Source organism: Bacteroidales bacterium, assembly GCA_023229505.1.
Classification (GTDB): Bacteria; Bacteroidota; Bacteroidia; order Bacteroidales; family JAGOPY01; genus JAGOPY01.
Genome location: JALNZD010000007.1, coordinates 100,065 through 121,829 on the forward strand (window position 1 = coordinate 100,065; position 21,765 = coordinate 121,829).

Genomic DNA, 21,765 nt, shown 5'->3' on the forward strand with positions numbered 1-21,765 from the left:
TTAAAAACCAGGAAAAAATGAAAAAATATATTTTATACCCGCTTTCGGTTATCGTGCTTGTCATGCTTGCCGTGGGATGCAGCGAGGAATTTCTTGACCGCCAGCCCCTGGACCGCGAAGTGAGCACCAATTTTTACCAGACCGAAGATGACGCCATGATGGCCCTTACCGCAGTCTACGACGCATTAGGTTGGGATCAGATGCCCGGCGTGTCCTGGGCACCTTTCTGCACCGTTTCCGATATCCTTTCGGATGACTCCTATGCAGGAGGATCCGATCCGAATGACGGGATGGATGAAAATGAGCTGAACACCTACAACATCCCCACAACCAATTTGCTCGTCAAGGCGACCTGGATGAAGAATTATGTCGGGATATACAGGGCCAATCTGCTCATGGAAAAGATGGACCAGATCACGATGTCGGATGATAAAAAAGCAAGGATGATCGCAGAATGTAAATTCCTGCGCGCTTACTTCCATTTTGAGCTTGTACGGTTCTTTGAAAATATCCCGTTGCTGACGGCCACGATCAAAGGGCCGTCGGAATACAACCAGGACCAGGAGACCCCGAAGGAAGTGTACGACCAGATCGCGCTTGACCTTGTGGAAGCTGCTGCAGTCCTCCCAACTTCGATCCCGGCAGCAGAAGCAGGCAGGGTAAGCAAATGGTCTGCTGAATCCCTCCTCGGAAGGGTCTACCTGTTCTACAACGGCGTTTACGGAGCTGAGCTCCAGGCCGGTGAACTGGTCGTTGACAAGGCTAATGCCCTTGAGTTCCTCGAAGACGTGATCACCAACAGCGGCCATGATCTCTTCGCGGATTACAGTACCAATTTCAAGCTTGCCGGCGAATTCGGCATTGAATCCGTATTTGAGATCTCACACGGCGACACCCCGCCATGGTGGGACTGGTACTATGTCGTCGGTGGCGAAGGCAACCTGGCCGCGCAGATGCAGGGGCCCAGGGTTGCACTTTCAAGTGACTGGAACCGCGGATGGAGCTTCGGCACGGTCAGCCAGAAACTTATAGATGATATGGGAGATGACCCCCGGCGGGTATTCACCGTGGTTAAGCAGGAAGAACTCGACGGCACCCTTACCGAAGGCTACCAGCACACAGGTTACTTTTCAAAAAAATATAGTTCAGATGCAGAGCACTGGGGCGCCGATGGTCAGTTCGAACTCAACAGGACCTGCAATTTCCGCGTTATCCGTTTATCAGACGTCCTGCTGATGGCAGCAGAACTTGGCAGTCCGAACGCACAAGGGCACCTCGATCGTGTGAGAGCCAGGGTTGGATTAGGCAGCATACCTGCAACACTTGATAATATCTTAAAAGAGCGCCGACTCGAATTGTCGCTCGAGGGAATACGTTATTTCGATGTCATCAGGCGCGGTATGGCTTACGCAAACCAGGAATTTACCGTAATCGGCTTGCGGGGCCCTAAATATACAGATGACCAGGTGGTATACGATGTCACATTCAACAGCGCAACAAAAGGGTTTTTACCAATTCCGCAAACCGAAATCGACCTCGCGGGAGGCGTATTCCGTCAAAATGATGGTTATTAGCATCTATATTCCTGGCTATGAAAACAATCCTGAATATTACCCTTTTACTTGCTTTTGGACTGATAATCCATTTTATGTAAAATATTTTGAATAGATCAATTAAAAGCCGTATCTTGTGGCAAATCTGTAAAATTTTGGCAAATTATTCATTTAAGATCCCCGATTCAAAACTTTTAACAGGGTCAACAGTTGGTAAATATCCTGTAATACTTGACGGTGGCAGAACAATTATTTATATTTCAGATAAGAGCAGGGAAGCAGAGGTAAGGGAAAGGTATGAATTGAGAAGACGGACTTAAAGTATTCCTATCTCATTACGACACTTGATGCAAAGGTTGTGATGTTTTAAATCTATATCCTCAACATATGTGCTGGATTTCATGACACAGGTGGGGGTATGGCAGTGTATTAATCCAAATGCATGACCAAGTTCATGAATGCATACTTTTCTGAAGCGGTCATGAAGCAAATTTTCATCCTGTCTCATTCCATATAGCTCATTCTTAAGCCGATATGTTGAAGCGATCCCGCTGCGTCCTTTTAAATATGCCTGTCCAAAAATATATGTCAGAATAGGAATAAAAAGATCCACATTAAATAATCCCAGGGTCTTTATCGATTCAGAAGGGAACATTGAATCCACTGCCTTCAATAGTTTGATTCCATCGTATTGTCTTCGGCCGGGACCATAAAATTCACTTAAATCAATACGACCTTCTTTAATATTCACTGGAAAAAGAAATTCCTGCTTCACTGCGCCAGCAATCTTCTCAAGAAAATCTTTCTCGAAATACCCAAAAGAAATTAAAGTGATATTTTGCGATTCATTCAATCTGCTTTAAGTCGTATTTCTTAATTTTATTGTAAAGGGTTACCCTGTCAACTTTTAAAGCTTTTGCCGAACGGGAAATGTTCCAGTTATATTTATTAAGAATTTGAAGAATGTGTTTCTTTTCATGATCATCCAGGCTTTCCACAGTACTGTTCAAAATATCTTTACCCAACGGAAGGTCTTTAAGATGAATTTCTTTACCATTTCCTATTACAATTGCACGCTCGATCATATTTTCAAGTTCCCGCACATTCCCGGGAAATTCAAACTCCTCCAAACGGGCTAATGCTGCAGGGTCAATGGTAATAAGGTCCCTGCTCATTGATGTGCAGTATTTTTTAATAAAATAATCCACGAGCATGGGAATGTCTTCAGTTCTTTCCCTGAGTGGCGGAACAATAATACTCACAACATTCAGCCTATAATAAAGATCTTCCCGGAAAGTCCCGTTTTCCACCATTTTTTTCAAATCCCTGTTTGTGGCACATATTACCCTGAAATCGGATGTAATTTCCTTATTTCCACCCACCCGTATAAAACTCTTTGTTTCAAGAACACGAAGCAATTCTATCTGCATTTTAGTCGAGATGGTGGCAATTTCATCAAGGAAGATTGTGCCGCCATCGGCCATTTCAAACCTTCCTTTACGATTGTACATGGCTCCGGTAAAAGCCCCTTTTTCGTGCCCGAATAATTCACTTTCCAGTAAACTTTCGGTCAATGCCCCGCAATGAACACTAACCATGGGAAAATATTTACGCGGAGAATTGGAATGTATAGCCCTGGCAATAAGCTCTTTACCCGTGCCACTTTCACCAATAATTATCACTGAGGAATTTGATTGCGCCACACTCTCAACTTCCTTAAGAACCTTCATCATTGTTGCACTGCTCCCAATAATATCATCTACATTTTCAAGGGAAACGACTTTCTTTAGCGCTTCATTTTCTGCTTTTAAAGTAATCTGTTTTGTAGCATTACGGATTAAATGTGACAAATCATCAGGGTCAAATGGTTTTGTAATATAATCATACGCACCGTCTTTTAAAGCCCGGACTGCGGAATCAACAGATGCAAACGCTGTCATAATAATAACGATGGAATCCTTGTTTAAGGATTTAATTCTTCTTTGCATTTCCAATCCATCCATTCCCGGCATCTTGAGATCTGCCAGAATTATATCGAAATTCCTGGATTCAAGGATTGATAACGCCTCTTTTGCATTTTCGGCACATTCGACGTTATACCCGTCTTCTATGAACCAATTGTATAAAGAATCCCTTACCGATTCTTCATCGTCGACTATTAATATAGAAATTTTTGCTGCCATTGTTTTCTAATTAATTTTTAATCAAAGGCAAGATTACGGATATTATTGTTCCTTTTCCCAGTTTAGATTCTACTTCTATTTTCCCCTTATGGCTTATGACAATGCCATGAGCAATTGCAAGGCCCAGGCCAATACCACTTGTTTTATGCTTTGCCGAAAAGAAAGGTTCGAAAATATGCGGAATGTCTTCAGGAGCAATGCCTGATCCATTATCGATGATTTCAAGTCTTATATTATCCGTATCGGGATTAAATGTTCTGATAAGAATTTCTCCGTTCTCCGAAACTGCCTCAGAAGCATTTACAAGAATGGCAACGCATGCTTGTTTAATCTGATTTTCACTGCAATATATTAAATCTGACTGGGCTGAAAAATCTGAACTAAAGATGATGTTTTCCATTTTCATCTGATGTGCGATCAAATCAAAGGTTTCCTTTAGCACTTTATTAAAGTGTTGATTGTTAAAATTCTCCTGATCTTTTCTTGAAAAATCCAGCAAGCCTTTAACAATATCTCCACAACGCTTCGTCTCGGTTTCAATGACTTTCAGGTGTTTTAGCATGGATTGCTTTACAATGGGATCTAATTCTGTCTTGCTTAATTGTTTATGAACCAATTTAGTATAAGTCAAAACTCCTGATAGCGGATTATTTATTTCATGTGCAACAGAAGCGGATAATTTTCCAAGAGAAGCTATTTTTTCAATATGTATTAACTCATTTTGAGCTTCCAGTAATTCTTCGGATTTTTTCTGGACTTTATATTCCAATTGATGTGACCAGTTTTGAAGCTCAATTGAAGCAGTATTTATATTATCAAGCATATTATTAAATGCGCTGGAAACCATCCTTATATCGTCCAATTGATTAGGTTTTATTTCTAATCTTGTACTGTTATCACCTTTTGCAACCGCTTCACTGGCTTTTATAATTGCATTTAATGGTTTTTTGATTCTTCTTCTGGTGAATAAAATCAAAATTGAGGCAAGTGCTAATGTTGTAAAAATGGCTAACAGAAAAAATTCTGTTGAAGACTTTTGGACAGCCTTATCAAGATTATTCAATGGCATTTTTATAAGCAGCGATCCAAGAACCTCCTCACTTTCCGGATGTGCATGGCAGGAACTCAGAAAACAGGATCTTTCATTTAATATGGGTGACCTTATCAGCAGTTGCCTGTAACCCTTTTCGGTCTGATTCATGCTGCAGGTGCTTTTCACATCAATAATCCTGTAGGATTTTTCTTTCCGGGGAAACATATAATAAATATCAGTGTGGCAACTGATACAATTCGGATTTCCATGGTTGGCAGTATCGGATGAAAAAGATGAATAAACAAGCCTGTCATGGTTATCATACATATTAACCTCATCAATACCCGACATGGTATGAATAATATCTAAAGTGCTTTGCAGCGCCCCTTTATCATTTGTAAGCATGGATTGATATAATGCTCCCTCAACTATGGAACCGATATTGTTTCCATTTTGACGAATGACCGTATTCAAATATTGCTCATATACTGATCTGAAAATGATGCCAAATGATGCAAACAGAAAAACAGACATCACGGTAATGATAAAAACCACCCTGCCATATATCGACGACCGGAATCTTAAATATTTATTTAAAAATGTTCTTATTATTTCATTTTTCATTTTGCGAACATCTGATAAAGATCCTCGTTTCCAAATTAACTAATTATTGTCTACTGTAAAATACAAAAAAAACTGGTGTTTTGACAGCAGTTATAAATTAATCTTATTAATTTTAAAAAGTTTGATCTAAAAATTCTTTCTGGAAATCCTGCCATATTTCACCCGGCATCTCTGAAAGTGCATTGTCGCCTAATTCTCCGCCATCCTGCAAAATGATCATTACAGTTTCGGGTGAACCGTTTCCCCTTGATAAGGCTAAAAAATCCTTAAATCTTTCCAGTTCCTTTGTTGACCATTTTATTGCTTCTTCCGCCAGGAAATAAGATTTGGTTTCTTCAACCCAATTGGTGGGTTTAATTTTATAAATCCATCCTCTTCCATAAGGATCCTCATTTAACATTCCGGGGCTCTCATGAAGTAATGGATTTGTATGAAGAATTTTCCCCGAAATGGGTGAAAATATCCTGAGAAGTTTGCCATTTTGATCAATTTCTGCCAGGAATTCCCCTTTATTGATTATTTCATCCGGATTTTTGAAATAGTTCAATCTCACTTCTCCGGTCATATGCAGCAGCAAATCATCCAATCCCACTTTTGCTGTTCCAGATTTTTCCAAATAAGCCCATGTATGATTTTTACTGTAAAATAATCCCTGGGGGATTTTTAAAATATTTGCTGAAAGCATGCCTGATGCTTTCCGTATCTGCTTTGTAATTTTTGTTTTTTTGTTCAATTCCAGCCAAAAAGGGATCAGCAACACCAGAAAAGCAATGATTGCCAGATATTCAATTCCTTTTGTTTCAAAAATGTTATTATAACTAAATCCGTCCATTTTTTTATTTTTTATGCTTTCAAATGATCATTGGTGAAAGCTGGTTAGTTTAGTGTTTATCATTTACCCAGGGTGGTGATTCCCGTAAAACCGGCATACGATTAATAACCCACCTGAAAATCCATAATTCCGTAAATAATACGGCCAGGGTAACAACAATTTCCATCCATGACGGAACATAGCGTACCGCCATATCCCATCTGAATCCAATCACCGTGACATTAAGCCTGTTCAAGATGACGCCAAGGATGGTGAGGATGGCTGCAAGCCTTATCATGGATATATTCCTTGCCCGGTAACTGTAGAAGAAGAGGAACATGGGAATAAGGACAAAACCTATCATCTCGAATAGAAACCAATAACCCATTGGTGTATATAGAAGGTCCCAATGCTTATCATGAATAAAGACGAGCAATTGCAGGAAAAAGTAAGCAAACAGTGTACCTGCGCAGATTTTCGATAATCCATGGAGGATTCCCTTCTGTGCCAGATGGTTTTTTTCACTGATCTGCGCGAAAAATACCTTATGGCTGATGGATCCTTCAAAGATGACCATCGAAAGGCCCGCAAAAATACTTGATACAAAAAACATGATGGGAATAAATTCCGAATACCAGAGCGGATGTATCTTTTCTTTGGCCATTAAATAAAGAGCACCTAATCCCGACTGATGAAGCATGGATAAGGTGATCCCGAAAATAACCGCAGCAATGGTCATACCTGAAAGGATTGTCCGTGCGCGCCTGGCGCCAAGCCATTCTGCTATAGCCGGCGAAAATTCAATCAATTGTGCTACCATATATAGCAGGAAATGCCACGCCACCAGGAACAAGACCGAATTGGTGCCAAAGTTGTTCCCGATGATGGGATTGACCACATTCCACGGGCGTCCCAAATCAAGGAGCAAGGCTCCGGCGTAAAACACATAGGCAAGAAAACCGTTCAGTACGGTAACCCTGACGATGGAATGGTACTTGCGCATGTTCAGGATATACACCATGAATGTAATCACATAAGCTCCCCCGGCAAATGCAACTCCCGTGACCACATCAAACCCTATCCATAAGCCCCAGGGAATTTCCTGTGTAAGGTTTGTGATAGCGCCGATTCCCTTCCAAAAACGAATGACGATCAGCACCAGACCCAAAAGAATGATAGGAATGGAAATAATATTAAAGGGAGTAAGAAATTTACCTCTGGGTTTAAATTCTCTTAACAAAAACTTCCAGATGGATTTACCATCATTATCTATTGCGACAGGAAAATCATTACTCATCATCTTTTTCCTCGTTAAGGTGATTATTTTTGGTTGATTGCTGAATTCCTAAGAGTAGTGCCGGCATAAGAACAAATATAGTGGGCACAGTATAGAGAAATCCTTTTGTCAAAGCCGGGTAAGATGCTTTTTGTAGGGAAGTATTTAACCCCAATTCTTCAAATGGCACCGGGGAAAGATATAACCACCCCGTTCCGCCTGCTTCGTTTTCACCATAAATATTGTCCACATAAACATCCGGTTTCTCATAAATCCTTCTTCTTGCTTCCTGGATCAACTCCCTGCGGGTACCGTAAAGTAATGCCTCATTTGGGCAATTTTCGACACAAGCAGGCATTTCTCCTTTTTGCAACCTGTTTTCAAAACACATCGAGCACTTTTCAATTTTCGGATTCGGGCTGTGGTATTCAAATTTTGGAATATCGAACGGACAAGAAACCATACAATAGCGACATCCCATGCATTTATCGCCCCTCCATATAACAGGGCCTTCCTTGGTCTTATACATAGCTTGGGTCAGGCATGCGGAAACACATGCAGGCTCATTGCAATGCATGCACTGCCGTTTGACATAGACCTGCCCCTTCGAAGTGTTATAGCAGTTGATCACGCTACGCCTGGATTCATCAGTTTCATGGACGACCCCGGGTTCGGGGGAATCCTTTGGTTCTGGTAAACCGTTTGCCTCAGCGCAGGCAAATTCACAACTCTGGCAACCCATACAACGTGTTGAATCATATAAAATGCCATGGAATTCTACATCACTTTCGATTTTCGGCGTTGCATTCAGTTGCTTTCCAATTGCCAATGATACCCCGGTAAGCCCCAGTACCTTAAAAAAGCCTCGTCGATCTATTTCCATGATTCTGTTTTTTTTGGTTAACTTTAATGATCCCGGTAAAAAAACTGTGGCTATTTGTAAGTATCAAGAAAATTTGTTTGAAAATCATCCCATACTTCAGGCCCAAAATCCGCAAGAACGCTGTCTTTCAGAACTCCACCGTCCTGAAGTACAACATTCTCATATTCCATTCTATTAACTTTAAGAGATGCAGCAAGAAAATCCTTTAACCTGGAAAATTCATGGAATAACCAATTTTTATATTTTTCCGCCATATCCAAAAACTGAATTTCTCTTGACCAGTTTGCAGGTTCTATCTTATAAACCCAACCTTCAGAATAGGGTGAAGAATTAATAAGAGATGAATTCGAAAGAAGTACTTTATTCTGATCTTTTATGGTTCCTGAAATCGGCGAATAAATGTTCAATTGTTTGCCTTTCTGAATAATTGACAAGGCCATATCGCCTTTTTTTATCTTTTCTCCGGTTTTCTTCATCTCAATACGTGTAATGGGCCCCGTAATATGTTGAAGGAAATCATCTATACCTATTTTAACTACACCGTCTTTTTCCATAAAAGCCCAGGTATGGGTTTTGTCAAAATACAGGCCCTTTGGAATGATTACGGAATTCTCATTAAAAACAAGAGGGTAAGCAGCGTTGGCAGCCGGAATTGATATCCTTTTATTTCTTTTGAAGTAGACAATTGTGCTGATAATTAAACTTAGAATGATAATGGCAGTAAAGATGATCGCTGCCAATGCCGGGAAGGAATAAATATCCTTTGAAGGAGGTATATTAATGTTAATGCTGTTAAACTTATCAATTTTAGATTGTCTTTCACTGTAAACAAGGTCACTATAACCGCTTTCATATAAAAAATGTTGTCCATCAGTAAGTATCCATTTTAAAAATGCTACATCAGTTTCATTTGCCGGTTGTGCTGGAGAAACATAATAAACGTCTCTGTATAAAGCTTTTGGATATTTTCCAATCCATACTCCACGAGCGAAAACATCCAGATCATCATATATTTTCTCCATATAATCAATTTTGCCATTACCATTTTTATCAATCGGTAATAATTTGATATTTTCGACAACACTTTGCTTATCCGGTCCAACAATATTGATCAATTTGCAAAAGCCAATCGCATAGGGATCGTTTTGAATAGCAGATATTATTTCTTCCTTACTTGTTATGGTTATCCCTTCAGCCGGCATCTGATTTATGTTCAGAAATTTCTTTACAACTTCTATTACCGATTCATCATTAATGACATAGAGATGAACAGGAATATTTTGCTCATTTGAAAGGATATTTCCCCATATCCGTTTTTCCGGATTATTAAAAATCCAGGCAAATTGCTCCGATGAAATGCCACATTGAAAAATTTCTTGCAAAAACGGGTTTTTTGAACCAGTAATAGGCACGATAACATCGCGGCCAACCGCCATTTTCCATAATATCTCATCATCAGGTGCAATAGTATGATCACCTGAAATAAATCCAAAATTTGCGTCTGCTTCGTGGAGACTGGTCGTATTGGCGTCCTTATCACTAATTACATTAATCTTCAATTCAGGATGTAATCTGCTGTATTCATTGGCCCACTTAGTTGTCAGGTTATATAATTCAGGAGTACTCAAAACATTTATTGAACCCTCCTGAGAAAGGTTGTTTTTAGTTTCAACTTTCTCACTGTACAGGCCGCTGCTATCTAGCACCAGCACACCGATTAATGCTAAGACTATGTTTTTCATAACTGTTAGATTAAAGCGCAAGTGCATTTCTTATCCGATATAATGAACAGATATTTCACCTTCATATATTAATAATTGAGCCTTTTCAATTATAATGCCAAGTGATATAACAATTTGTATATCAATATTTTGCTTTGTATTAGATTAAGATTGCTTAAGAAATACACAAAACAATATGTTGAATTTTTAAACACCGAATCCTTGTAGTGCATGCATAGTTCTGATAACCAGATTATTTAAGAGCATTGTATATTATTTATACGGCTGTATAATAATTCAACAATTTCATTAATCTTGTTACTAAGAAGTGCTGAATGGACACCCTGAGGGTATCCGGAATTGAAAACCCTGAGGGTATCCGGAAATGGACACCCTCAGGGTCAGTTAATATCGTTTACTGCTATTATATCTTATTACACTACTTCACGACAACAATCCTTCCGGTATATTGCTTCCCGGCATTAAGCCTGTAAAAGTAAACCCCGCCGGGAACCGGGTTTTGGTTGTCGCTTGTTCCATCCCAAAGCATACTGTGTGTGCCTTTATCTTTTATGGTGTTTAGGAGAAGCGTTTTTACTTTTTCCCCTTTAATATCGAAAATCTCGAGGCTTATTTCAGCTTTTTCAAAAACCTGGAAGGAAATAGTGGTTTCGTTGGTAAATGGATTCGGGAAAACAGCTACCGGATTTCCGGCAGATGAATGATCCGGATCAGCTATTCCGATACCTATATCTACAGTTAACATTACCGGAATCTCTGTTTGATTGCTGAGATTATCAGTTACGATAATTAAACAACTATAGTCACCTTCTGACAAACCGGTGGTGTTAAAAGTAAGTTGAAGGTCATCCTGCTCACCGCCATTCAGGCTTCCGCTTACCGGGTTGATGGAAAGCCAGCTAACCGGGTCAAGTGGATTTTGGAAAAAGCTCCCGGTAATTTCAATGGAATATTCTAATAAGCCACCGCCAATGTTAGCGATCATGAGCGTATCAATATCGGTTTGATCGGGCGGCATAGTTTTAGCAAGCGATTCGGGATTTAAATATAGTTGTGGCAAGCCATTGTCGAAGGCTGGAAACAAGATGTAGTCGATCCAGGCACAGTCAGACCCGCTGTTTACAGAATAGTCTTTATGATAAACCCAGCTTAGTGTATGCAAACCTGCACTAATCGGATAAACTTCCAGGCTCCAGGGCACCTCATTATCCCACCTTCCTTTTTCGTCATCATCCACCCTAAACGCCAGGTAATCATAACCGGTACCATTCGGGTCATTTTCACAGGATACTTTTTTATAAAAACTGATCTCTCCATCATATAAAATATCCAGCTCAAGCGTAAGTATCGATTCTTCCTCATCATCAATACTACCGGAACGTGTACTGTATTCGCCTTCATACATTTCGCTGTTAACAACATACCAGTTTGCATTACCATCAAACGCCCATGGGTACTTCGAGAAATCACCGGTTTCATAATCCTCGACTATAAGGCCAACCACCAGGCCAATGCCTGCGGTTGTTGCATAGCCCTCTGCTGCTGTAATATCGAAGGTTATCATGATAATATGTCCGGGAGGAGCTGTTTCATCCACCGTAATATCAAATGTAATAACCTCGCTGGCCGCCGGATCGAGCACATCGATATAGGCCGTCGTGTTGCTGATGGTTACAAAAGGATCGATAGTGGAAATATCTAAATTAATTGCATTGGCAGTTAAACTTCCGCTATTTACAATCGCCACCTCAATCAGGGCCGTTTCGCCAGGATCAAGGTATCCGTTTCCGCCATCGTTGACAACAACAAGGCCTGGTTCAACCACAGGAGCATAAGCTTTTAATTTTATCGTGCCTTCCCACAAATCCACACTCGAAGTGGTCAGTGTTGTTAGGTTTACAGAGTAATTATCGGGGACATTTGTAGTAACATCAAAAGAAAAAGCGCCTGCAATTAAAACGCTGTCGCCGGGCTGAATTGTTCCAAAAAATTCATTGCTGTCAGTTATGTTGATATACTGACCGTTAAAAGAAATGGTCATATCCAAATCTTGGGCAGCAACCTCCATGGTATTCTTAAGCTGGACATCCAGGCTCACTGTTTCGCCAAATTCGATAATATCATCATCGCCTGCATTTACTGTGTAAGTGATAACAATATCCAGGGGTACCACCGGATGTATATCGGATTCCCAAAGGCCCCGGCCATAAGTACCGGCTCGTATTTTTCCCGATTCGTAATGAATCTCCATTTCATTAATAATTACATTGGGTATTCCTTCACTAAACGGTTCCCATTCGTCAAGAGTATTATCCCTGTAATAAATCCCCACATCCATCCCTACATAGATTCCTTCGTGCTCATCGTTATTGAAAATGACGCAATTTGCAGGAATATTGGGCAGGTTTTCTGAGTAATTCTCCCACGTATTTCCGGCATCGTAAGAAATGTAAACTTTATCCCCATCATCAAAACCCGAAAGGCTGACTGCCACAGTTTCCGGGTAGAGCGGATGAACAGCAATGTAGGAAATAAACAGGTCGGGCAGTCCACTGGTAATATTTTCCCAGGTAGTACCTCCATCAGTAGTTCTGTAAATTGTCCCGGATTTTGATACATATAAATAATCAGGATCTGATTCGGAGATATACATATTGTTGATATTCCCGCTCCCGAGGTTTGAAATGGTTGTCCAGCTATTCATACCACTGGTGGTTTTGCGAACATTGGTCGTTCCAACATATAAAGTTTGGGGATCTACAGGGTGCATGACAAAAGGTGTCACCCAGGCCCCGCCGCCCGGTTGCACTATCCCAACATTTCCGCCGTTTCCGCCATTGTTTGATTTATAAAAATTTCCATTTTGAGAGGTGCCATAAACGATGTTTTCATTTGTATGATCGATAGCGGCCTCCATCCCGTCTGCACCCAGCCATTCATGCCAATAGTCATCGGTATAAACACTTGTACCATTATCCTGTGATCCACCCATGAGTTTGTAAGGATTTGTTCTGCTGCCTGCTATACGGTAAAACTGCCTGATGGCAATTCCTTCGGTCAAATCAGTCCAGTTGGATCCATTATCGGTGGATTTACTAATCAGGCCATCACTACCCACATAAAGCGTCCCGCCATAAAATACCATTTCGTGAATATCGCAATGGGTATATCCGAGTGAGTTGCCCCATGTCCAATCGGTGGTTTGTGTCCAGGATTGGCCTCCATTCAGTGACTTGTAAGTATTGATTTCACCGATGTGAACCTCTTCGGCATTTTCGTGAGAGACCGCCATAGCAAGATCGTACCAGCCCTGGTTTCCCTCGGTGGGTGAAGCGGACCGCGGAGTGAATGAACTGCCGCTGTTTTCCGAACGGTAAATCCCGTTTTCGTATGAGAAAAAGTAAACATATTCAGGGTTATCTTCGGTAACAGCAATTTGCGCCCTGTTGTTATTTGGAACCCCCGAAATTTGTGAAAAACTCTCACCACCATTTGTCGATTTATAAAAACTCTCAGTCACTGCATAAACCGTATTTGGATCACCGGGTTTAAATTCCATATCATCTATATCACCCGATTGAACGTTGTACCAGTTTATACCAGCATCCGTAGTTTTGTATATGCCATTTGTCGTGGCTGCAAACAAGATGTCAGGATTGGCGGGATGAATAAGTAGTTTGGCAATAGTCCTGTTTTGGGTAATTTCCCAGTCCAACCCGGTTAACTCCCAGGTATAACCTCCATCAAGAGATTTCAACACCCCGATGCTATAATTATCGTTAGCATCTCTGTCACCTGTGCCTATATAAATGATATCAGGGTTTGCAGGATGAATGGCAATAGCCGAAACACCCATAACAGGCAATTGATCGGTCAACACCTCCCAGTTTTCACCCTCATCCGTAGTCTTCCATAACCCCCCGGAAGGGGCGCCAATATAAATAGTTAACGGGTCGAACGGGGCGCGGGCTATCACATTGATCCTGCCTATGCCCGGGTTCCAATGACCGGTAATGTTAGTCCAGGTATCGGGACCAAGCGGTTCCCAGTCGCTTCTGTTTGGGTTCCCACTATTTGGATATTTTTCGCGGAATTTCATGATCTCATTCCAAACCTGGGCATGGTTCAGACGATTGCCTGTTGGATAAACCCGTTGCTCCATAAAATATTCCCAGCGCTTAAATTGTTTCCATCCACTACCTTTCCCTGTAAACCGATCTTTGAAGTATTCATTAAAAGCCTTCTGAACCACATAAAAATTAACCGAGTGGTCTTTCATCATACCAATCCAATAGGGGTATTCCGATAAACCAGTTTTTGGAGTTTGATGTTGGCTGCTTTGATTTGTCTGAGCCTGGAGGTTGGTTGTAAAAGCAATTAATAAAAATACCAAAATGAGTAATTCTTTCTTTGTCATAGTTAAGTTCTTTAAATCAGAGAGTTACTTTATAGTCGAAAAATGATCTGGTAAAATATTCAATAAAAATAAACAGTCAGCAATCGGGCGTATAAATGAGACATACTTGATGTAATCTTATTTTTTACCAAATGCTTCTTCGAGAATAAATGCGGCGAGTGATCTGCCGGCATTGGCATAAGCCTCCTGGATCCTGGTTCCTGTATCGTAATCCAAATCAAAGATCCCGCTGCCAGGTGAATTAGTGATCGTAACTTTTGCCATTTCGGCATTCGATTCGTCGAAAAAAGTCACTTCAGCATTGATTGACGCATTCTTGCTTGTCATATAAATATTGAATCCCGGTTCGGTGAATGTAGTATGGACCACCATCCTGTATTTGCCGCCTGCATTTGGGTCTATTTTGAAATTCACCGCTAAGATGTTACAAAAGTTATTGAAGGCATCCTGGAACCTGGGCTGGAACTTTGCTCCCCTGTCGTTAACCCAGTCTTGTTGCCACTGGTCGCCTTTTCCGGGTTCCTTTTTATTATATTCTTCCACTTTCTTCTTCAGATAGTCTGCTTCTTTGTATTTACCCACCATCATGTTGTCATAGGTATATTCCACCCGGACCTCAGAAAGAGTGCCGAGAGAGGCTACTGAGCCGGATTTGAGGGCGATTTTCTGGGCATGGGATACCGTGGAGAGGCTCAGCACCAAGCCTGCAATGATCAGGAAAGAAATATTTTTCGTTTTAATTTAATTAAGTTAGTAAATCTGGATTTCGAAAGCAAAATTATAAATAAACTGTGAGTTCTTTAAGGTAAAAATCTCAAGGCATTCAAAAATGTCGAACAAATTCCCCCACTTAACACTCAAAACTCAAAACTTAAAACTCCCTTTTCATGGACGATGGACGAAGTGATGGTCGATTGTCGATTATAATACGAAAATATTATAATAATTTCTGATTATATTCTTCTAATTGTGTATCTTTGGGATCAAATCAAGCATATGATCAACAGAATTATCATTCAAAGAATCAAAGAAGTCCTGTTCAAAGGAAAAATAATTATGCTCTTTGGTCCGCGTCAATCCGGGAAAACGACAGTGCTGGAAATGTTGGCCCGGGAGATCCGGGAAAAAGTTCTAATCCTGGACTGTGATGAACCTGACATCAGAAAAGAACTGACAGATGTTACATCAACACAATTGATGCACAGGTTCGGCGATGCCCGGGTAGTCATGATCGACGAAGCCCAACGGATCAAAAATATAGGAATCACCCTTAAGCTTATTCATGATAAAATTAAAGCTGTTCAGTTGATTGTTACGGGATCTTCATCCCTCGAATTGACCAACTGACAGTCAGGCGTTACATTGATCTTTTGGAGAAGGCATTTGTCGTCTTCAGGCTAAGGTCATTCAGCAGGAATGTGAGGAATGAGATCAGGAAATCCCGAAAGATTTATTTTTATGATAACGGGATCCGAAATGCACTGATTTCAAATTTCAGCCAGATCAATCTAAGAACAGATAAAGGAGCGCTTTGGGAAAATTTCCTGGTTGGGGAAAGGTTCAAATTACTGAACAATCTTCAGATTGATGCCAAAAGATATTTTTGGAGAACTGCGCAACAGCAGGAGATTGATTACATTGAAGAAAGTGATGGAAAAATATCAGCTTATGAGTTTAAATGGGCTGATAAAATAAAGAATAAGATACCAACTACTTTTTTAAATGCTTACCCTGATTCGATTACCTCATTTGTTAGCAGTTCAAATTACATGGATTTTGTGAATGAGCATTCCTGGATTCTGACATGTTGATACCCGCCGCCAGGGCAAGTTTATAAGCCAGAAATTCCCATTTGGCTTTATCGATCGTATCGTTCTTCGATGGAAATTTTGCGATCCAGAGTTGACCTTTTTTATCAATTATATTAGCTTTTGGCCTTGCACCACCCAATGATGATCCCGGTGCCATTAGCATAATCAGCCATTCATTTAGTTCTTTCGTGTCCTTATCAGACTCTACAAGGTCTGCAATATGCTGTAATTCTCCAACCGATGTCCATGGTGGAACATGGGAGCGGCTATCATCATCAAGAAATGGTCCGTTCGGGTCAAGTTTAAAGCGCAACGCCCCCATCCTGCATGTATCTGCAACTCGCAAAAGAAAGTCTGTGTCATGCAAAACAGGTGCAATTCTTCCTTCAGTCTTTGCTATCTGGGCGGCTCTTCTCTTCATCAGTGTCATTCCCCAGGTATCCGGCATCGAATCGAAAAATATTCCGAAATTATCTTTTGCTGCCGGAAACTGAGGGCCTGGATACAGGCCAATGTCAGGATCCAGAAGAAAAAGATTACTTTCTTTCAGCCATTGTTTATCATATTCAAAGCTGAAAGATTTTCGGCCTTTTGCCTGGTGGGCTGACAAAATTCCGATCAGCACCGGTACCGGCATCCCAAACCAGTGGGCGTAAACAAAAATGTCTGTTTTATTGATTGACATAATTACTTTTTACCGAGGAGTTTAATATCCTGAAGCTTTTTACCCAATTCATCATCTGCAGCCAGTTTTAGAAAATCATCCTGCAGGCCAAGTACCCGCAGAACATTGAAGACTGCACCCAGGGACGGACGGGCCTCGTTGCCGCAACGCGACTGAACCTGGCGTTACCCGACTAAGTCGGGTTCCCCTCACAAGTTCGGGGACCGCACCAGCTTATGTCGCTTTTGCGGCAACTGTGTTTAATAATAAATTTCAACACTAGTTGTGGTGGAGCGACCTGGGGGAGCGGACTGAGGAGCGAAGCGACGAGGGAGCTCTCCAGTCGCGGAACCACAACGAAAAAATAAATAGGTCAGTTAAATTAAGAAGGAAATTCCAGCAATCTCTAATGCTATTAACTAATTAGATCTGCAACCGGTATCATAAGGAATTCCTCAAATGGTATTCCTTCTCTTCCAACAAGAAGAACCTTGCCTGGATTAAATCGCTTCGTGAATTCTGGAATACCTGAAGAGGACTTATTGCGGCCGCTTTTCACTACAATCCCGAAAGTTTTGTCCCCTTTCTGCAGGACAAAATCAACTTCGTGATTGCCTTCCCGCCAGTAATAAAGGTTTATTTGTTCCGTCAATGATTGATTGAGAAGGTGAGACCCGATGGCAGATTCAACCCAACGTCCATAAATTTCTGGTTGTTCGGCGATTTCCTGTCTTTGGTTTGGACTTATGGCTGACATTAAAGCAGTATTAAACACCTGGAACTTTGGACTCGAGGCACGCTGCCGGATTGTTGAAGTGGAAAATTTCTCCAGTCCCTTGATCATACCTGCACCTTCCAAAAGTTTCAGGTAATGGGCCAGTGTTGTCGTATTCCCTGCATCCTTCAATTGTCCCAGTATCTTATTGTACGAAAGGATCTGACCAGACCAGGAACAGGCCAGGTCGAAAAGGTTACGCAACAAGACTGGTTTGTCAATCCTGGTCAACAGTAAAATATCACGCATGATGGTCGTTTCAACCAGGGAATGACGGATGTATTCTTTCCATCGGTTTTCATCGGAGATCAGATCAGCAGGGCCCGGATACCCCCCAAACCAGATGTAATCTTCCAGGGAGAAGCCGAATGCATCTTTCATCTCCCTGTAGGACCAGTGAGGAAGCATGGTCACTTCAAACCGTCCTGCCAGCGATTCACTCAAACCTTTCTGTAACATCAACTGCGATGATCCAAGAAGAATGACCTTCAAAGGCAGCTTATCAAAGCTGTCTTTATCCCACTGGATCTTCACCAGGTTGCTCCAATCCGGAATTTTTTGAATCTCATCAATGACCAGCAGTGCTTCTTTAGCTCCAATGGAATTAAATTTCAACCGGATTGCTTCCCACTGCTGTTGCAGCCAGAGAGGTTGGGTCGCTTCATCCGCAGAGGCATAATGCCAGGGGAAAGGATATTTATCCAGAAGTTGCCGGACAAGGGTAGTTTTGCCCACCTGCCTGGGACCCATGAGAACCTGGATGAATTTTCTTTCCAGGCTAAGCCGTTGCTCGATCCTGGTATAATAAGGACGCTGGAACATAACTGATATTTTTTACAAAGATAATAATTTACTCAACGTATTGAGTAAAATTACTCAGTATATTGAGTAAATCCTGAATTCCGCGACCAGCTTGTCTTGTAAGAATAATTTTAATACAGATGATATGTATAGAAAATCGACTTTTCTTTACATATCATCCCTTATTTGAATAGAAAAATCTTAATAAAAGGATTCTAAGGAATTACTGATTACGCCATCAGAAATTCATTGAAATCTTTGTGACCCGGGTAGATGATCTGCGCCCAATCCTTGGCCTGGCTATGGCTGGCAAGGATCTTTTGTGTTGTTTTAAGGCTCCAGGCTGTTCAATTCATCATGGGTCAGATGCATGGTATGAGGAAATTTCAAAACAAATCCCCAACTTAAACCTCAACCCTTAAAACTTAAAACTCAAAACCCGATCCGCATTTGGCGTGATCGGGTTTTGCTTTGTGGAGTATATCGGAGTCGAACCGATGACCTCTTGACTGCCAGTCAAACGCTCTAGCCAGCTGAGCTAATACCCCGAAAAGGGTGTGGGTGTGGGTGTCAAGTGTAGTGTGGGTGTGGAGTTTGAAATTGGAAATTAGAAATTTGAAACTGGAAATTATGAATCCTTCCGCAGTGCAAAAGTAAGAATTAATCTAAATATCACAACAATAGACCCCCAAATTTCTAATTTCCAATTTCTAATTTCTCTCCGCGGTTTGCCAGCTCCCAGGTTGTGGCGAAAATGGCGCGGACAATCTTCTCCATTCTGTCGTAAAGGATCTTATCCGGCGTGTCTGTGGGTTCGTGATAATCCCTGTGGAGGCCTTCAAAATAGAAAAGCGAAGGAATACCATGATTTGCAAAATGATAATGATCGGAGCCGCCGCGGACATGAGCCCGGAATTCCATCCGGTCAGCCAGGCCGGGGGCCATCAAATTGCTGTTCTTCCGGGAAACCTCCCGGATATCTTCTGAAAGATAAGCATACCCGGAGATATAGTCCGAACTGTCTTTCAGTTTCGGGTTGACCCGGCCGATCATATCGATATTTACGCAGGCAAAGGTGCTGTCAAGCGGAATAATAGGGTTTTCGGAATAAAACCGCGAGCCGTACAAGCCGAGCTCTTCTGCCGAGACAGCCATAAAGATCACGGTGCGCCTGGGACGATGGCCATCACGCGCGGCCTGTGCAAAGGCTTCCGCCACTTCCATGACCGCAGCAGTGCCGGATGCATTGTCGTCGGCCCCAAAATAAATCTTGCCACCTTTCTCGCCAAGATGATCATAATGGGCAACCACCACCACCGCTTCACGCTTTTTATCTGTCCCTTCTACCATGCCAATCACATTGCCTGTAAGCATCGGAGAGCAATCACTCGACGCATCGATCCCGACGGAGCCCGTAAACCGGCCTGCTGTTGTTTTAAGGCTTGATTCCATCTCATGCAAAGCAGCTGAAAGGTTTTTTGGATCTTCATTAACTAACCGGGCCGCCGTTTCCAGGTCCATATAAGCTGAAAATACCTCCTTTGACTTTGGTTTATCTCCATCCTTTGCAGGATATGAAATATTCGGCTTCTTATCATAATACTCCCTGTTCTTCAGGTACTTCCTGAAATCCGAATCCTTACGGGCAATAATGATAACGCCGGCTGCACCTTTGTCGACCGCCACGGCAGATTTACTGAAATAATAAGCTTTCCTGGAAGGTTCCTTGCGGCCTGAAATAACAGAGTTTCCCTCTTTATTTTCAGGTTCCCCGGAAAAAACAAGCATAATCTTTTCTTTTACATCCACATCTCCGAAGTCAGAATAAGCTGAATCTTCAATGCCAAAACCGGCGAAAACAACCGGGTATATCCCTTTGATGTCGACCGGATCGCTAAGGAAAAGAAAATCTTTCCCGACCTCGAATCCGACTCCATTCACCAGCAAATGCTGATCTTTCCATCGGCAGTTATCGAGGGTAAAATCCTGGGTATAAGTTGGTTTACCGGAAATCTGAGGTGCTTGCAGCCCGTCCTTCTTAAATTCATCCTTGATATATTCCTCCGCCTTGATCTGGCCTTTACTGCCGGTAAACCGCCCTTCAAAATCTTTGGAAGCCAGTTTGTAGACATGCTCCGACAGTTCCTTCGCTGTGATAGTGCGGGAATAGCGTAATAGCAAAGTGTCCTGGGCAAAGAGCAAGTATACTGAAGAATAAAATGTGATGAATATTAATAATCGTTTCATAAAGGCTCGGATTATTATCCAAAACTATAAAAAAACAGGGTGAATGAATCCAGGTATGATGATTCCAGGCATAAATTCTGTGCCTCTCTGTCTAAATCCGGGTAATCTGCGATGATTTCTTTTCACCTAACTACTAACCACTAACTATTCCCTATTTTTACATCAAAATTCAGTAGGTATGAAACGCCTCTTCGTTGCTGTCAAGATCCACCCGTCCAATGAGTTCCTGAAAACCTACAACAGCCTGAAGTCGGGGTTGCGTTTTGCCCAAATTACATGGGTGAAGCCGGAAAGCATCCATGTTACGCTGAAATTCTTCGGTGAAACGATGGAAAACCGTATTCCGGACATCAGCAAAGTATTGCGGGAAGTGGCTGGGCGTCACAAACCGTTTACTTCGGAGCTGGTCAATGTCGGCATCTTTGGCAGCTCTTATAATCCTAAAGTGATCTGGTTCGGGATGGAAAAGGCGGAACCATTGAAAGATCTGGGTGCAGATGTGCTGCAAGCCGCGGAAACGATCGGATGGGAGCATGAACGGCAGAATTTTGTGCCTCACCTGACTATCGGGCGGATCAAGTTCATCCCCGACAAACATTTGTTCCAGTCAGTGATCGATGAGCATAAAAAAACCTGGATGCAGGAGGTCCAGGTTGGGGAGTTTCACTTGTATGAAAGTATCCTCCTTAGGGAAGGGCCTGTTTATAAGGTACTTGAGAGCTATAAACTAAGAGTTCAAAGTTCATAGTTCAAATTGCAAAGTTGAATTTATTAGGTTCAGAGTTTTCAAATCACTTTGAACCTTGAACTTTGAACTTTGAGTCCCCTCCGAAAAGTCGGGGAGACGAATTTACAATATTTTAAAACATATTTGTTTTTCATAGTTATAAACAATTGATTGTCAATAACTTAATTTAGTTTGTATGATTTTTCTTTTTATCTTTA

Annotated in this window: 14 protein-coding genes, 1 tRNA gene and 1 pseudogene; 3 read left to right on the top strand and 13 right to left on the bottom strand. The window is 41.6% G+C overall.

Going from position 1 to position 21,765, the window contains the following annotated elements:
- Positions 1-17: 17 nt before the first annotated feature.
- Positions 18-1,574, top strand: coding sequence for a RagB/SusD family nutrient uptake outer membrane protein (locus tag M0Q51_04315; GenBank protein MCK9399208.1), 1,557 nt, complete (start codon positions 18-20; stop codon positions 1,572-1,574).
- A 295-nt stretch (positions 1,575-1,869) separates the two neighbouring features.
- On the opposite strand, the gene M0Q51_04320 is transcribed toward M0Q51_04315, so the two are convergent.
- The 9 genes from M0Q51_04320 to M0Q51_04360 all read right to left on the bottom strand — a co-directional run bounded on the left by M0Q51_04320 (position 1,870) and on the right by M0Q51_04360 (position 15,224).
- A complete protein-coding gene (locus M0Q51_04320) occupies positions 1,870-2,406 on the bottom strand; it encodes an archaemetzincin family Zn-dependent metalloprotease (GenBank protein ID MCK9399209.1) in 537 nt (178 codons plus the stop codon).
- Positions 2,399-3,736 carry a sigma-54 dependent transcriptional regulator gene (locus M0Q51_04325; GenBank protein MCK9399210.1) on the bottom strand — a complete coding sequence of 446 codons (1,338 nt, stop codon included), beginning with the start codon at positions 3,734-3,736 and terminating at the stop codon, positions 2,399-2,401. Before M0Q51_04325 ends, M0Q51_04320 begins: the two co-directional genes overlap by 8 nt.
- A gap of 10 nt (positions 3,737-3,746) precedes the next feature.
- Positions 3,747-4,937, bottom strand: coding sequence for an ATP-binding protein (locus M0Q51_04330; GenBank protein ID MCK9399211.1), 1,191 nt, complete (start codon positions 4,935-4,937; stop codon positions 3,747-3,749).
- Between the two features lie 568 nt (positions 4,938-5,505).
- Entirely contained in the window at positions 5,506-6,225 is a 720-nt protein-coding gene (locus M0Q51_04335; GenBank protein MCK9399212.1) for a hypothetical protein, read from the bottom strand.
- Between the two features lie 49 nt (positions 6,226-6,274).
- Positions 6,275-7,504 carry a polysulfide reductase NrfD gene (gene nrfD / locus M0Q51_04340; GenBank protein ID MCK9399213.1) on the bottom strand — a complete coding sequence of 410 codons (1,230 nt, stop codon included), beginning with the start codon at positions 7,502-7,504 and terminating at the stop codon, positions 6,275-6,277.
- Positions 7,494-8,363 carry a 4Fe-4S dicluster domain-containing protein gene (locus M0Q51_04345; protein ID MCK9399214.1) on the bottom strand — a complete coding sequence of 290 codons (870 nt, stop codon included), beginning with the start codon at positions 8,361-8,363 and terminating at the stop codon, positions 7,494-7,496. Before M0Q51_04345 ends, nrfD begins: the two co-directional genes overlap by 11 nt.
- 50 nt (positions 8,364-8,413) lie before the next feature.
- Entirely contained in the window at positions 8,414-10,105 is a 1,692-nt protein-coding gene (locus M0Q51_04350) for a hypothetical protein (protein MCK9399215.1), read from the bottom strand.
- A 418-nt stretch (positions 10,106-10,523) separates the two neighbouring features.
- Positions 10,524-14,522 carry a T9SS type A sorting domain-containing protein gene (locus tag M0Q51_04355; protein MCK9399216.1) on the bottom strand — a complete coding sequence of 1,333 codons (3,999 nt, stop codon included), beginning with the start codon at positions 14,520-14,522 and terminating at the stop codon, positions 10,524-10,526.
- A 117-nt stretch (positions 14,523-14,639) separates the two neighbouring features.
- A complete protein-coding gene (locus tag M0Q51_04360; protein ID MCK9399217.1) occupies positions 14,640-15,224 on the bottom strand; it encodes a hypothetical protein in 585 nt (194 codons plus the stop codon).
- 294 nt (positions 15,225-15,518) lie between these two features.
- On the opposite strand from M0Q51_04360, the pseudogene M0Q51_04365 reads away from it, so the two are divergent.
- Positions 15,519-16,333, top strand: a pseudogene (locus M0Q51_04365) (ATP-binding protein).
- Here M0Q51_04365 and M0Q51_04370 read toward each other — a convergent pair.
- From M0Q51_04370 to M0Q51_04385, 4 genes are all read right to left on the bottom strand, one after another.
- The gene (locus M0Q51_04370) at positions 16,275-17,018 is read right to left on the bottom strand and encodes a HipA domain-containing protein (protein ID MCK9399218.1); all 744 of its coding nucleotides are present in this window, start codon (positions 17,016-17,018) and stop codon (positions 16,275-16,277) included. The pseudogene M0Q51_04365 and the gene M0Q51_04370 sit on opposite strands and share 59 nt — an antisense overlap.
- A gap of 394 nt (positions 17,019-17,412) precedes the next feature.
- Positions 17,413-18,594 (bottom strand): ATP-binding protein, encoded by a 1,182-nt coding sequence (locus tag M0Q51_04375; GenBank protein ID MCK9399219.1) that lies wholly within the window; start codon positions 18,592-18,594, stop codon positions 17,413-17,415.
- 453 nt (positions 18,595-19,047) lie between these two features.
- Positions 19,048-19,121 (bottom strand) — tRNA-Ala (locus M0Q51_04380).
- Between the two features lie 148 nt (positions 19,122-19,269).
- Complete coding sequence (locus M0Q51_04385; protein MCK9399220.1) at positions 19,270-20,820, bottom strand: M28 family peptidase; 1,551 nt, start codon at positions 20,818-20,820, stop codon at positions 19,270-19,272.
- A 178-nt stretch (positions 20,821-20,998) separates the two neighbouring features.
- On the opposite strand from M0Q51_04385, the gene thpR reads away from it, so the two are divergent.
- Positions 20,999-21,568, top strand: a complete 570-nt coding sequence (thpR, locus tag M0Q51_04390; protein ID MCK9399221.1) for an RNA 2',3'-cyclic phosphodiesterase — start codon at positions 20,999-21,001, stop codon at positions 21,566-21,568.
- Positions 21,569-21,765 lie beyond the last annotated feature (197 nt).

Excerpts from the sequence above, each read along its gene's own strand:
- M0Q51_04330 (MCK9399211.1), bottom strand. The coding sequence starts at position 4,937 with ATGAATCAGACCGAAAAGGGTTACAGGCAACTGCTGATAAGGTCACCC.
- nrfD (MCK9399213.1), bottom strand. The coding sequence starts at position 7,504 with ATGATGAGTAATGATTTTCCTGTCGCAATAGATAATGATGGTAAATCC.
- M0Q51_04355 (MCK9399216.1), bottom strand. The coding sequence starts at position 14,522 with ATGACAAAGAAAGAATTACTCATTTTGGTATTTTTATTAATTGCTTTT.
- M0Q51_04325 (MCK9399210.1), bottom strand. The coding sequence starts at position 3,736 with ATGGCAGCAAAAATTTCTATATTAATAGTCGACGATGAAGAATCGGTA.
- M0Q51_04335 (MCK9399212.1), bottom strand. The coding sequence starts at position 6,225 with ATGGACGGATTTAGTTATAATAACATTTTTGAAACAAAAGGAATTGAA.
- M0Q51_04370 (MCK9399218.1), bottom strand. The coding sequence starts at position 17,018 with ATGTCAATCAATAAAACAGACATTTTTGTTTACGCCCACTGGTTTGGG.
- M0Q51_04315 (MCK9399208.1), top strand. The coding sequence starts at position 18 with ATGAAAAAATATATTTTATACCCGCTTTCGGTTATCGTGCTTGTCATG.
- M0Q51_04385 (MCK9399220.1), bottom strand. The coding sequence starts at position 20,820 with ATGAAACGATTATTAATATTCATCACATTTTATTCTTCAGTATACTTG.
- M0Q51_04350 (MCK9399215.1), bottom strand. The coding sequence starts at position 10,105 with ATGAAAAACATAGTCTTAGCATTAATCGGTGTGCTGGTGCTAGATAGC.
- thpR (MCK9399221.1), top strand. The coding sequence starts at position 20,999 with ATGAAACGCCTCTTCGTTGCTGTCAAGATCCACCCGTCCAATGAGTTC.
- M0Q51_04345 (MCK9399214.1), bottom strand. The coding sequence starts at position 8,363 with ATGGAAATAGATCGACGAGGCTTTTTTAAGGTACTGGGGCTTACCGGG.
- M0Q51_04375 (MCK9399219.1), bottom strand. The coding sequence starts at position 18,594 with ATGTTCCAGCGTCCTTATTATACCAGGATCGAGCAACGGCTTAGCCTG.